General features: G+C 62.8%; 9 protein-coding genes. 6 read left to right on the top strand and 3 right to left on the bottom strand.

Annotated elements, in window-relative coordinates; translation table 11 throughout:
- Positions 1 to 40 precede the first annotated feature (40 nt).
- On the top strand, positions 41 to 1,033 hold the full coding sequence (gene rlmB / locus BACI9J_RS17105; RefSeq protein WP_159735426.1) for a 23S rRNA (guanosine(2251)-2'-O)-methyltransferase RlmB: 993 nt from the start codon (positions 41 to 43) through the stop codon (positions 1,031 to 1,033).
- Positions 1,034 to 1,283: 250 nt separating this feature from the next.
- Here the strand turns inward: rlmB and BACI9J_RS17100 are convergent, their stop codons facing one another.
- Together BACI9J_RS17100 and BACI9J_RS17095 are read right to left on the bottom strand one after the other, a co-directional pair.
- Positions 1,284 to 1,559: a hypothetical protein gene (locus BACI9J_RS17100; RefSeq protein ID WP_159735425.1), complete on the bottom strand. Its 276-nt coding sequence runs from the start codon at positions 1,557 to 1,559 to the stop codon at positions 1,284 to 1,286.
- Between the two features lie 219 nt (positions 1,560 to 1,778).
- Complete coding sequence (locus BACI9J_RS17095; RefSeq protein WP_159735424.1) at positions 1,779 to 2,588, bottom strand: carbon-nitrogen hydrolase family protein; 810 nt, start codon at positions 2,586 to 2,588, stop codon at positions 1,779 to 1,781.
- 239 nt (positions 2,589 to 2,827) lie between these two features.
- Here BACI9J_RS17095 and glgX point away from each other — a divergent pair, with 239 nt between their 5' ends.
- From glgX to BACI9J_RS17080, 3 genes are read left to right on the top strand one after another with little or no spacing between them, the layout of a single operon-like run.
- A complete protein-coding gene (gene glgX, locus BACI9J_RS17090) occupies positions 2,828 to 4,942 on the top strand; it encodes a glycogen debranching protein GlgX (protein ID WP_159735423.1) in 2,115 nt (704 codons plus the stop codon).
- Between the two features lie 40 nt (positions 4,943 to 4,982).
- Positions 4,983 to 5,453, top strand: a complete 471-nt coding sequence (locus BACI9J_RS17085; RefSeq protein WP_159735422.1) for a ribonuclease domain-containing protein — start codon at positions 4,983 to 4,985, stop codon at positions 5,451 to 5,453.
- A gap of 6 nt (positions 5,454 to 5,459) precedes the next feature.
- Positions 5,460 to 5,819 (top strand): barstar family protein, encoded by a 360-nt coding sequence (locus tag BACI9J_RS17080; RefSeq protein WP_159735421.1) that lies wholly within the window; start codon positions 5,460 to 5,462, stop codon positions 5,817 to 5,819.
- A gap of 200 nt (positions 5,820 to 6,019) precedes the next feature.
- Here the strand turns inward: BACI9J_RS17080 and glgP are convergent, their stop codons facing one another.
- Complete coding sequence (glgP, locus tag BACI9J_RS17075) at positions 6,020 to 8,644, bottom strand: alpha-glucan family phosphorylase (protein WP_201296606.1); 2,625 nt, start codon at positions 8,642 to 8,644, stop codon at positions 6,020 to 6,022.
- Between the two features lie 125 nt (positions 8,645 to 8,769).
- On the opposite strand from glgP, the gene BACI9J_RS17070 reads away from it, so the two are divergent.
- Positions 8,770 to 10,854 (top strand): alpha-1,4-glucan--maltose-1-phosphate maltosyltransferase, encoded by a 2,085-nt coding sequence (locus BACI9J_RS17070; RefSeq protein ID WP_328699823.1) that lies wholly within the window; start codon positions 8,770 to 8,772, stop codon positions 10,852 to 10,854.
- Positions 10,854 to 12,650, top strand: a complete 1,797-nt coding sequence (treS, locus tag BACI9J_RS17065) for a maltose alpha-D-glucosyltransferase (RefSeq protein ID WP_159735418.1) — start codon at positions 10,854 to 10,856, stop codon at positions 12,648 to 12,650. The genes BACI9J_RS17070 and treS overlap by 1 nt, the downstream gene beginning before the upstream one ends.
- Position 12,651 lies beyond the last annotated feature (1 nt).

Raw genomic sequence — 12,651 nt, 5'->3', positions numbered from 1 at the left:
TTGATTCCAGACTTACTCACAAAATCAAGGATGGAATCTCATGGCCAATAATGGTCGCCGGTCGGTCAAGCAGAAGAAGGGCCCCACCACCGGAACCGGTGGCCACGGCCGCAAGGCTCTGGAAGGAAAGGGTCCCACGCCCAAGGCGGAGGAACGCACCTACCACAAGGCATACAAGAACAAGCAGCTGGCTGAGCGCTCAGCTGCCAAGCGCGGCACGGGCCCCCGTCAGGGTGGCGCCGGCGCGCGCTCCGGTCCCAAGGGCCGTGCAACTGAAGAGCTGGTCACTGGCCGTAACTCGGTAGTCGAAGCCCTCCGTGCCGGCATCCCGGCCAAGGCACTGCACGTCGCCATCCGCATCGAGATGGACGATCGCGTCAAGGAGTCCCTCAAACTTGCGGCCGAACGCGGCATCCCGCTGCTGGAAACCGGCAAGGTTGAGCTGGACCGCATGACCGAAGACGCAGTCCACCAAGGCCTCGTGCTGCAGATCCCGCCGTACGAGTACGAAGACGCATACGACCTCGCCGAGACAACCCTCGCCAAGTGGAAGAAAGGGCACATTTCCAACGCCCCCATCTTCGTTGCACTGGACGGCATCACCGACCCCCGTAACCTCGGCGCGATCATCCGCTCCGTATCGGCCTTCAGCGGCCACGGCGTCATCGTCCCCGAGCGTCGCTCCGTCGGCGTCACCGCGTCCGCTTGGAAGACCAGTGCCGGTGCCGCTGTCCGCGTCCCGGTTGCCCGTGCTGCGAACCTCAACAATGCGCTCAAGCAGTTCAAGAACATGGGCATCTACGTTCTTGGCCTGGACGGCGACGGCGACGTCTCGCTGCCTGATCTCACCGTTGCAACCGAGCCCGTCTGCATCGTAGTGGGCTCCGAAGGCAAGGGCCTGAGCAGGCTCGTCCGCGAAAACTGCGACCAGATCGTTTCCATCCCCATCGACTCCGCCATGGAGTCGCTCAACGCATCCATGGCTGTTGGCATCTCGCTGTACGAAGTCTCGAGGCAGCGCGCCGCCAAGTAGTTCCTGTTCCCGGGTAAGGCGCCGCAAGCGCCGTCCTAACTAAAGGCGCCGCAAGCGCCATCCTGGTTAAGGCGCCGCAAGCGCCATCCTCCGCGTGCTGCTCCTTCGTCGCTTTGACGCACGCTTCCGGATGGCCCCTGCGGCGCCTTTCGTGTGCCCCCGTGTCGGACGAATGTCAACGCTCTCTCACATCCCTCGTGCTTGGGCTGGACGCTCTTTCACATCCCTCGGGTTTGGGCTGGACGCTCTCTCACATCCCTCGTGCTTGGGCCGGACGCTCTTTCACATCCCTCGGGTTGGATCCGGACGCGCTGAACCCCTGGAAGTCAGTTACCGTTGCTTCGCGCTGGAAGTCGCTGAGCTTTCCCAGCAGCTCGACCTCAGCCTTCAACCGCTCGTTTTCGGCCAACGTAGCCCGATGCTCTTCCCATGACACCGGCCCGTGTCCCTCGGGCTGTGCGGGTGCCACGTTCTGCTGACGCGCGCGAGCCCGGGCGAGCCAGTTTCCTAATGTGCTTTCGTTCACCCGATCTCTTCGGAAACTTGTTCCACCGACCGATCCGTGGACAAAACAAGCCGCACCGCTTCCTCACGGAACGCGGCAACATATTTTCTTCTGGGCATGCTCATCCGAAGCACGATCTCCCATCAAGCTGTCTCAAAAAACCATACAAACGCAACGGCCGCGGAAGGGCTTGGGATGTGCGCGAGCGTTGGTGGGAAGGGCTTGGGATGTGCGCGAGGGTTAGAAGTCGCGGCGGTTTGCCAGCACCGGGAGTTTTGCGCGGGCTTCTTCCACAACTGCAGGATCGAGATCGTAGAAAATGAGGCCGGGCTCGCCTTCGAGGCCTTCCAGGACCTCGCCAAACGGGGATACGACGGCGGAGTGCCCCACGCCCGTGGGTGCGGCACCTTTGACCTCAACGCCTTGGGTTGCCGGATCACCCTGCCCGCAGGCGAGCACGAACGTGGTGGTGTCTACCGCTCGGGCCCGCGCCAGGAGTTGCCACTGATCGGCTTTGCCCGGACCTGATCCCCATGAGGCAGAGACGATGTTCACCAAAGCTCCCCGCTGGGCGTTGGCAGTGAACAGGGCAGGGAAACGGATGTCGTAGCACGTGGCCAAACCAAAGGTGAGGCCACCGGCGTCGAACGTTACCGGATCTGTGCCCGCCTCAACGGTGTCCGATTCCAAGAAGCCGAACGCGTCAAAGAGGTGGATCTTGTCGTAGCTCGTCTCCACACCCGGTCCGGTGGCCAGGAGCGTGTTGCGTACGCGCGGAGACCCGGAATCGGAAGGAGTGCCGGGGGTGAACATGCCGGCCACGATCACCAGCTGAAGTTCCTGTGCGAGGGCCCGTACGCGGCTGGCCCACGGCCCGTCCAAAGGCTCGGCGATGTCCAGCAGGGAGTTTCCGAACGCGCGCATCATCGCTTCCGGGAAGACAACCAGCTCGGCGCCGCCGTCCTTGGCCCGGCGGGCATGCTCCTCAAGGAGCCTCAGATTGCTGGCCAGATCCCGGCCGGTGATGACTTGGGCAAGTGCCACGCGCACGATAAAACCTCCAGTTGTCTCCATCCCAGTATGCCAAGGGGTGTGGCCGCCGGAAGAGCAAGGCGACACAATCGGCGCCTGGCATCACTATGAAACGCTGCGCCGATGCGGCATTCCAGCACGTGAGTGGCTGATCAAATCCCGCCATCCACGGGCAAGTAATGAAATCGAGACGCTGAACGTCGTCACATGGCAGGCCAGCGCGGTACATACTTTGCGTGGAACTAAACTTGCAAGCAATGGTTATGCCTATTTTTGACACAGCAGCTGCCCTGGACGCGTCTCAACCCAGGCCCCTCGGACTGAGCACCCCCCAGCCCGGAGTTCTTGACGCCCAAAGCACCCCGGACAATTCGGTGAACGTGGCCGTCTTCGCACCGGATCTGGATCGGGTGGAGGTGGTGTTCCAAGCGCCTGGGGAAGCTTGGCAGTCTCACATTCTGTCCAACACCGAGGACGGCGTGCACTTCAGCCTCGTCAACGGCATGCCGCCGGGCACTCGCTACGGTTTCCGCGCTGCCCCGGCCGAGGGCGGTCTTCCTCTTTCCATCCCGGCTTTGGACCTGGACGACGACGGCGGCCAGCCGCTGCTGCTCGATCCTTACGGCCGCGCCGTGGACCAGCGGGGCGAGTTCCTCACCAGCGTACACGTGGATACAGGCTTTGATTGGGGAGAGGACCATCCGCCGCGGACGCCCATGCGTACCTCGGTGATCTATGAGGCCCACGTGCGTGGCCAGACCATGCTCCACCCGGACATCCCGGAGCACCTCCGCGGGACGTACGCCGGCATGGCGCACCCGGTGATGGTCCAGCACCTTACTGAACTCGGCATCACTGCCGTCCAGCTCCTGCCCATACATTTCCACTTGGATGAGTCCCATCTCCAGGACTTGGGCATGACCAATTACTGGGGCTACAACACGGCCGCCTTCTTTGCGCCCCACGCTGACTACGCCACGGAGGCGGCGCGCAATGCGGGTCCCCACGCGGTGCAGGATGAGCTCAAAGGCATGATCAAACTGCTCCATGCGGCAGGGATTGAGGTCATCCTTGACGTGGTGTACAACCACACTGCCGAAGCGGGGCCAGACGGACCGCCACTGAGCTTCCGCGGCTTGGCAGAGAAACGTTACTACCGCCACGATGCCCACGGCCGCTACCTGGATACCACCGGGTGTGGAAACACCTTGGATTTCAGTGACCCCGTGGTGGTGGATTTGGCGCTGGATTCCCTGCGGTACTGGGTGAATGACTTCCATGTGGACGGGTTCCGCTTCGACCTCGCGGTGACTCTGTGCCGCGACGCCAGCAACACTTTTGATCCGCAGCACCCGTTCCTGCAGGCGATTGCCGAAGACCCTGTGCTTTCGGCGGTCAAGCTGATCTCCGAGCCCTGGGACGTTGGCTATGGAGGCTGGCAGACGGGACGTTTTCCGCAAGGATGGTCGGACTGGAATGACCACTTCCGCGACGGCGTCCGGAGCTTCTGGCTCTCAGACCGGGCCGCCATGGAGTCCGGTGGCCAAGGTGGCTCTGTTGCGTCACTGGCCGAGCTCATGGCCGGGTCAGCCAATCTCTTCGCATCCTCGGGTCGCACCCGGCTGGCCAGCGTCAACTTCATCACCGCGCATGACGGCTTCACCCTCAAGGACCTGGTCAGCTACGACCGTAAGCACAACGAGGCCAACGGTGAGCAGAACCGTGACGGCCACGGAGACAACCGCAGTTACAACCACGGTGTGGAGGGCAGGAGCGAGAATGAGGCCATTGTGGCCGCCCGCGCCCTCTCCGTCCGCAACCTGATGGCCACCCTGCTCCTGTCGTTTGGTGTTCCCATGATCACTGCCGGGGACGAGATCGGGCGCACGCAACAGGGCAACAACAATGCTTACTGCCAGGACAACCCCACGGCTTGGCTGGATTGGAGCCGGACCCAGGAAGCCAATGCCATGTTCAGGACTACGCGCGAACTGGTGCGGCTGCGCCGGTGGTTCCTGAGGCATCAGCCTGAGAGCTTCCCCGGCAGCGCGAACGATTCCAGCCTGCAGTGGTTTGATGACAAAGGTAAAAAGATGACGCCGGCGCGCTGGAACGATCCCAACGTCCGCTCCGTCCAACTCTTGATGGGTCACGAGGACAGCGGGATCCGTGGCTTGATCTCTGTGAACGGCAGCAACCAGGACGTCAAGATGGTTCTGCCGGAGATCTTGAGCGACTCGGGAATCGGAAAGCGCATGTTTGAGCTTCGCTTCACTACCTCGGTGCTGCATGAGCGCAGGAAGGGCGCGTTGGTTGCTTCCGGCGAGCGGGATATCCTGCAAGCCAACACCATCAACATTTACCGCACATAGTCGTCACTAACAGCGCCAACCGCACAGGGAGCCCTTCCGCATGAACCGCAGCCGCAGCAAACTGGTGGCGTTCGCGGGCCTGGTGATCGCCGTCGTCGTGCTGGTGGTCGCCATGGTGGGCGGAGGCTCGCTGTCGTCGCAAACCACGACGCCGGAGCCCGGCTCTGCCACCACGTCACCGACGACGGCCAGCACCGCAGCATCCAAGCTCGCCGCCAACCCTTCTTCGCTGCCCGCCATCAACGCCTCGCAGTTGCCCAAGGAAGCCCGTCAGACCCTTGCGCTGATTGCCAAGGGCGGCCCATACCCCTACGACCGTGACGGTGTGAACTTCGGCAACTTCGAGGGCTTGCTGCCCAAGAAGTCCGGTGGTTTCTACAAGGAGTACACGGTTCCCACGCCGGGGGAGTCTGACCGTGGCGCGCGGCGGATCATCGTGGGCAAGGACTCAGCCAAGTACTACACCCCGGACCATTACGGGTCCTTCAAGTTCATAGCAGAAGACAAGTAGGAGCCCATGAAGATCTATTCCGCAGATACCTGGACGCTTGAAGAACTGCGGGAGCAGATCTCCGACGCCGGCCGCCGGACCCTGCTGGTCCCACCGGCGACCACCAAGCAGGCGGTCCTTGAGGTCTTCGGCCAGGTCCTGGACTTCCCCGAGTACTACGGCGTGAACCTGGACGCCCTCAACGACTCCTTGCACGACTACGCCGATGCCCTCTCAGAGGACGACGGCGGCCCGGTCACCATGATCTGGCAGGTCCCGGCGGCCTACCGCACGGACCGTTCCTTCGGAGTAGTTTGCGAAATCCTCCAAGACGCAGAGCGCTACGCCGGCCGCGACCTCAAAGTTATCGCCGTCTTCGAAAACTAGTCGCGCCAACGGGCCCTATGGATCCCAACCCTAGCGGCCTGCCGAACAACAAAGCCGGATGTCAGTTATCCGGATGCGTGCGTCAAAGCGCAAAGTGGGCCCACACCGGCAGGGTTCCCTGGCCGAGCTTGCGAGGCTAGGGGGACGGTGGGGTACACGCGGAGGATGACTGACATCCGGCGGATGTCGTCTGGCCAGGCTTAGGCGTTCGCGATCAATCCCAGTTCAGCTTTGGAGGCCAACGCCGAGTGCTTCGGGAACACCCGGACGGTGTAGCCGAAGGAGCCTGAGCGGTTGATCACCAAGGAGCCGCTGAACAGGTGGCGTCCGCCGCCGAGGTCTTCGAGGGAGTCCAGTTCGGCTACCACCACGTCCTCGAGCTCATCGGAGTCCTCGGCACGTCCGAAGGCCACCTCCACGGAGACGTCGTCGGGTGTGAGGTTGTTCAGGGCTACGTACGCGTTGACTTGGAGTGCGTCGCCTACCTGGGGTTCCTCGGAGACACCCACGGAGTCCACGTGTTCCACCACAACCTCCGGCCAAGCGTTCCGCACCTTGGTGGTCCAGGCAGCCAGTTCCTTGGCTTCCTTGAAGGATTCGGCAACGGCTCTGCGGCCGGAAACGGCGGCCGGGCAGTAGAGGTTGTTGACGTAGTCGTGGAGCATGCGTTCTGCCGAGACTGCGGGGCCGAGGTTGGCCAGCGTGTGCTTGATCATGGACACCCAGTGGGTGGGCACAGTCTCGCGGCTGGATTCGGAGGGTCCTGCAGCACCGGCGCCTTGGGCAACGGTGGTTCCGTAGAAGCGCGGCGCAACCTGTGTTTCCAGCAGCTCGTAGAGTGCTGATGCCTCAATGTCGTCGCGTTCCTCGGAGGAGGCGTTGTTGTTGGCTGTGGGGATTGCCCAGCCGTTTTCGCCGTCGTACATTTCGTCCCACCAGCCGTCCAGGACGGAGAGGTTGAGCGAGCCGTTGATGGCGGCTTTCATACCGGAGGTGCCGCAGGCTTCGAGGGGGCGCAGCGGGTTGTTCAGCCATACGTCGCAGCCAGGGAACAGGGTCCGTGCCATGGCGATGTCGTAGTTGGGCAGGAACACAATCCTGTGCCTGACCTGGGGGTCGTCGGTGAACTTGACCAGGTCTTGGATCATTTTCTTGCCGGCGTCGTCTGCTGGGTGCGATTTGCCTGCGATGACCAGCTGGATGGGGTGCTTGGGATCCAGCAGCAGGGCCTTCAACCGTGCAGGGTCGCGCAACATGAGGGTGAGCCGCTTGTAGGTGGGTACGCGCCGCGCGAATCCGATGGTGAGGACGTCGGGGTCCAGCACGGAGTCTGTCCAGCCGAGTTCGGCGTCCGCAGCGCCACGCTTCTTCCAGGAGGCACGGAGCCGGCGTCGGACGTCGTCGATGAGTTGGGCGCGGAGCTCCCGGCGGAGGGCCCAGACGTCTTCGTCGCTGACGTTGTAGGCCAGGTCCCACCGTCCCATTGCTTCGGCTTCGGCCCCGAACTGGGTCCGTGCGAGGGCGGAGATGCGCGGATCCACCCAGGTGGGTACATGCACTCCGTTGGTGACGGAGGTGATGGGGATTTCGGAGTGGTCGAATCCTGGCCAGAGTCCGGCGAACATTTCGCGGGACACCACGCCGTGGAGCTTTGCCACGCCGTTGGCGCGTTGGGCCAGGCGAAGGCCCATCACGGCCATGTTGAACACCGAGGGGTTTCCGCCGTCGAAATTTTCGCGGCCAAGTTCGAGAATGCGTTCGGTAGGCACGGCAGGGGCCAGGCCTGCTTCGAAGAAGTGCTTGATCTGCACGGTTTCGAAGCGGTCAATCCCCGCGGGTACAGGCGTGTGTGTAGTGAAGACGGTGGACGCGCGGCCCGCGGCGAGGGCTTCGTCCCAGCTGAGGGGCTGGTTGGGATCGGACATGGCTTCCTGGATGCGTTCGATTCCCAGGAAACCTGCGTGGCCTTCGTTGGTGTGGAACACCTCCGGCGCGGGTGTGCCGGTGAGTTCCTGGTAGACGCGCAGCGCCTTGACGCCGCCCATGCCCAGGAGGAGTTCCTGCTGGAGCCGGTGGTCGCCGCCGCCGCCGTAGAGGCGGTCGGTGATGCCGCGCGCGGCTTCGTCGTTGGAGGGAACGTTGGAGTCCAGCAGCAACAGCGGAACACGCCCGACGTCGGCACGCCACACATGGGCGTGAAGCTCGCGTCCGTTGGGCAAAGGCAGGGAAATGTGGACGGGCTTGCCTTGGGCACCGTCCTTGGCCGGGTGGCGGAGCAGCGTCAGGGGCAGCCCGTCCGGGTCCAGTACAGGGTAGGTTTCCTGCTGCCACGCGTCACGGGAGAGCGACTGTTTGAAGTAGCCGGCCTGATACAGAAGTCCCACGCCGATCAGCGGCACGCCGAGGTCAGATGCTGCCTTGAGGTGGTCGCCCGCAAGGATTCCGAGGCCGCCGGAGTACTGCGGGAGCACTTCAGTGATGCCGAACTCGGGGGAGAAGTAGGCGATACAGGCTGGAGCGTCCTCGTTGAGGCCCTGGTACCAGCGCGGCTCGCTGAGGTAGCGGTCCAGATCGGCTGCGGCGTGCTGAACGCGTTCCACAACTCCGCCGTCATTGGCCAGGTCCTGCAGTTGCTCGCGGCTTATTGACCCCAGCAAAGCAATGGGGTCGTGCTGCGAGGCCTCCCAGAGAGCCGGATTCAGGCTCGCAAAAAGCTCCCGGGTGGGCCGGTGCCAGGACCAACGCAAATTGGTCGCCAGACGGGCCAGGGGCCGAATGGGCTCGGGGAGGACGGTACGGACTGTAAACCTTCGAATAGCCTTCACGAGCGCCACACTAACGGACTCGCATGGCAGCCGGAACTGGATTGGGTTTCTTTTAGGTAAAAGTCACCTTGCGTCGAGGAGAAAGGTCGTGTGCTTAGCATTCTGTGATTTTTCTCGCTAACGTCGTGGTTGTGACGAAAACTGCGCGAACCATCACCGCTCTGAAATCCAAGACGACCACGGACATCACGGAGGGACTTCGCTTCGGCCGGTTCCCCATCACTGCCGTGCAGCCGGTAGTTGAGGGTGGCCGTTTTCCTGCGAAAGCCCTGCCCGGCGAGGACCTGGCTGTGGGCGCCACGGTTTTCCGTGAGGGCCATGACCAGCTTGGTGTCTCTGCCGTGCTGCTCGATCCCAGGGGCAAGGAGCGTCAGCGCGTCCGCCTGACCCCGGCCCAGGGCGAGCAGTGGAAGGGCTTGGACCGTTGGGAGGGCCTGATCACGCCCACCGGCACTGGTGCCTGGTCCTTCGTCATTGAGGCATGGCATGACCGTTATGGCACCTGGCACCACAATGCCGAGGTCAAGGTAGGAGCCGGCATTGACGTTGAGTTGATGCTCGCCGAGGGCGCTGCCCTCCTGGCTGAAGCAGCCGACGACGCCGGGCGCACCGGTGTGGAGAAGCGCACCTTGCGTGCCGCTTCGGTAGTGCTGGCAGACACCACCAAGACCGCCGAGGAGCGCCTTGGCGCCGGTTTCAGCCCTGAGGTGCTGGCCGCCGTCGGACGCGTCCCCATCCGCGAACTGGTGACCGTGTCCGAACGCTTCCCGCTGCAGGTGGAACGCGACCTCGCGGGCCGTGGTTCCTGGTACGAGTTCTTCCCCCGCTCAGAGGGCGCTGTGCTTGATCACTCCACCGGTGTGTGGACTTCGGGCAACTTCCGTACGGCAGCCCGGAGGCTCGACGCCGTGGCGGACATGGGCTTTGACATCATCTATCTGCCCCCCATCCACCCGATCGGTTTCCAGCACCGCAAAGGCCGCAACAACACGTTGACGCCGGGCCCGCAGGATCCCGGTTCGCCGTGGGCCATCGGCTCCAAGGACGGCGGCCATGACGCCATCCATCCGGACCTGGGGACGTTTGAGGACTTCGACGCCTTTGTGGCCCGTGCCAACGAGCTGGGCCTCGAAGTTGCCTTGGACCTGGCCCTGCAGGCAGCTCCGGATCACCCTTGGGTGACGTCAAACCCGGAATGGTTCACCACACGCGTGGACGGGTCCATTGCTTACGCAGAGAACCCTCCGAAGAAGTACCAGGACATTTACCCCCTGAACTTTGACAACGATCCCGCCGGCCTGTCCAAGGAAATCCTGCGGATCGTACAGCTGTGGATCAGTCACGGGGTCAAGGTTTTCCGCGTGGACAATCCGCACACCAAGCCCGTCTGGTTCTGGGAATGGCTGATCGGCAAGATCAACAAGAAGAACCCCGAGGTTGTTTTCCTGGCGGAGGCCTTCACACGCCCGCCCATGATGCACGCTTTGGGTCGCGCCGGATTCCAGCAGTCCTACAGCTACTTCACGTGGCGGAACACCAAGACCGAACTTGAGGAGTATTTCCACGAGATCAGCCACGAAACCGCGGCTTTCTTCCGTCCGAACTTCTTTGTAAACACCCCGGACATCCTCACCGAGTACCTGCAGTACGGTGGGCCTGCGGCATTCAAGGTCCGCGCCGTCCTGGCCGCTACGGCCAGCCCGCTGTGGGGCGTCTACGCCGGTTATGAGTTGTACGAGCACGTGGCCCGTCCGGGTGCCGAGGAGTACATCGATAACGAGAAGTACGAGTACAAGGCGCGGGATTGGGAAGGCGCGGCGGAGTCCGGGCGGACCTTGGCCCCGTACATCACCAGGCTCAACACCATCCGCAAGGACCACGTGGCCTTGGGCGATCTGCAGAACCTGGCGCTGCACAGCAGCACCGACGACGCAACGATTGTGTACTCCAAGCACAAGACGCTGCCGGACGGCACCAAGGACACCTTGATCATTGTGGTCAACGTGGATCCGCACAGCACACGCGAGAGCACGGTGTCCCTGGACCTCGCGGCACTGCAGCTGGATCCTTCGGACTTCAACGAGGACGGCCGGTTCCGGGTGGATGACCTCATCAGCGGCCAGAGCTGGGAATGGGGCGAGCATAACTATGTGCGGCTCGACGCCCATGTTGAACCGGCGCACATTCTAAGCATCCGGAGGCAGCCTTAGTGAGTTTTTCTCCGCAGAACCCCAGCCAGTACTTCACTCCGAAGAACACCTTCGAGTTGAACGCCCCCGGTCTCCAGCACGATCCGCACTGGTACCGCAAGGCAGTCTTCTATGAGGTACTGGTGCGGGCCTTTGCGGATGCCAACGGGGATGGTTCCGGCGACTTCCACGGCCTGATCGAGAAACTGGATTACCTCCAGTGGCTGGGCGTGGACTGCCTGTGGTTGCCGCCGTTCTTCCATTCCCCGTTGCGCGACGGCGGTTACGATATCGCCGACTATACCTCCGTGTTGGACGAGTTCGGCACCATCAGCGACTTCAAACGATTGGTGGCCGAGGCCCACGCACGTGGCGTCCGGGTGATCATTGACCTGCCGTTGAACCACACCTCGGATCAGCATCCCTGGTTCCAGGAATCGCGAAAGGACCCAACGGGGCCGTACGGCGATTTCTATGTGTGGAGCGATACCGACGAGAAGTACCAGGATGCACGCATCATCTTTGTGGACACCGAGGAATCCAACTGGACGTTCGATCCCATTCGCCGCCAGTTCTTCTGGCACCGCTTCTTCAGTCACCAGCCGGACCTGAACTTTGAGAACCCGGCGGTCATCGAGGCACTCTACGACGTCATACGGTTTTGGCTGGACCAGGGAATCGACGGCTTCCGTGCCGACGCCATCCCCTACCTGTTCGAAGAGGACGGCACCAACTGCGAGAACCTGCCGGCCACGCACACCTTCCTGCAGGACCTTCGCCGGATGGTGGACTCGAACTACCCCGGCCGGGTGATCATTGCCGAGGCTAACCAGCCGCCGCATGAAGTGGTGGAGTACTTCGGCACCGAGGAAGCCCCCGAGTGCCACATGGCCTTCCATTTCCCCATCATGCCCAGGCTTTACTACGCCTTGCGGGACCAGAAGGCCGCTCCCATTATTGAGACCCTGCGGAACACTCCGGAGATCCCCAAGGGGGCACAGTGGGGGACTTTCCTGCGGAACCATGACGAACTGACGTTGGAGATGGTGCCCGCTGAGGAGCGGGCCGCCATGCTCGGCTGGTACGCCCCGGACCCCCGGATGCGGGCCAACATTGGTATTCGACGCCGTTTGGCGCCGCTGCTGGATAACTCCCGTTCCGAGATCGAGCTGATCAACGCGTTGCTGCTGTCCCTACCGGGCAGCCCGTTCCTGTATTACGGGGATGAGATCGGCATGGGCGACAACATTTGGCTCGATGACCGCGATGCTGTCCGGACACCCATGCAGTGGAATCCGGACCGGAATGCAGGCTTCTCCGGAGCTGATCCGGGCCAGCTTTACCTTCCGGTCATCCAGTCGCTGGTTTACAACTACAGCATGGCCAACGTCGAGGCCGAAGCTGCGCACTCGGGCTCGCTGCTGCGCTGGACCCGCCAGATCCTGAGCGTCCGGAAGAACCATCCGGTGTTTGGTCTGGGAGCCTTCCGCCATATCGAAGCGGACCATGAGGTGGTGCTCGCGTACGTTCGGGAATTGCCGGCGGGTAACCCTGAAGGGGAAGACGCCGAAACCATACTGTGCGTCTTCAACCTCTCCCAGCACCCCGTGGCAGCAACGCTGGATGTTCCCGAATTTGCAGGCCGCGGCCTGCGCGATGTTTTCGGCGGCCAGCCTTTCCCGGCGGTCGGCGACAACGGTCACCTGACCGTGATGCTGGGCAGCCACAGTTTTTACTGGCTGCGCGTCCGCTCGGCATTTTCCAATCCCTCGTCGCCTTTTACCCAGGCGATTCCCGTGGTGACCTCCAAAGGATGAG

The organism is Arthrobacter sp. 9V (genome assembly GCF_902506065.1).
Lineage (GTDB): Bacteria > Actinomycetota > Actinomycetes > Actinomycetales > Micrococcaceae > Arthrobacter.
The sequence above is the reverse complement of the archived record's forward strand: the minus strand, read 5'-3'. Positions and strand labels throughout refer to the sequence as shown.

Bases quoted from the DNA above. Each gene is read 5' to 3' on its own strand.
- rlmB (WP_159735426.1), top strand. From the start codon at position 41: ATGGCCAATAATGGTCGCCGGTCGGTCAAGCAGAAGAAGGGCCCCACC.
- glgX (WP_159735423.1), top strand. From the start codon at position 2,828: ATGGTTATGCCTATTTTTGACACAGCAGCTGCCCTGGACGCGTCTCAA.
- BACI9J_RS17085 (WP_159735422.1), top strand. From the start codon at position 4,983: ATGAACCGCAGCCGCAGCAAACTGGTGGCGTTCGCGGGCCTGGTGATC.
- BACI9J_RS17080 (WP_159735421.1), top strand. From the start codon at position 5,460: ATGAAGATCTATTCCGCAGATACCTGGACGCTTGAAGAACTGCGGGAG.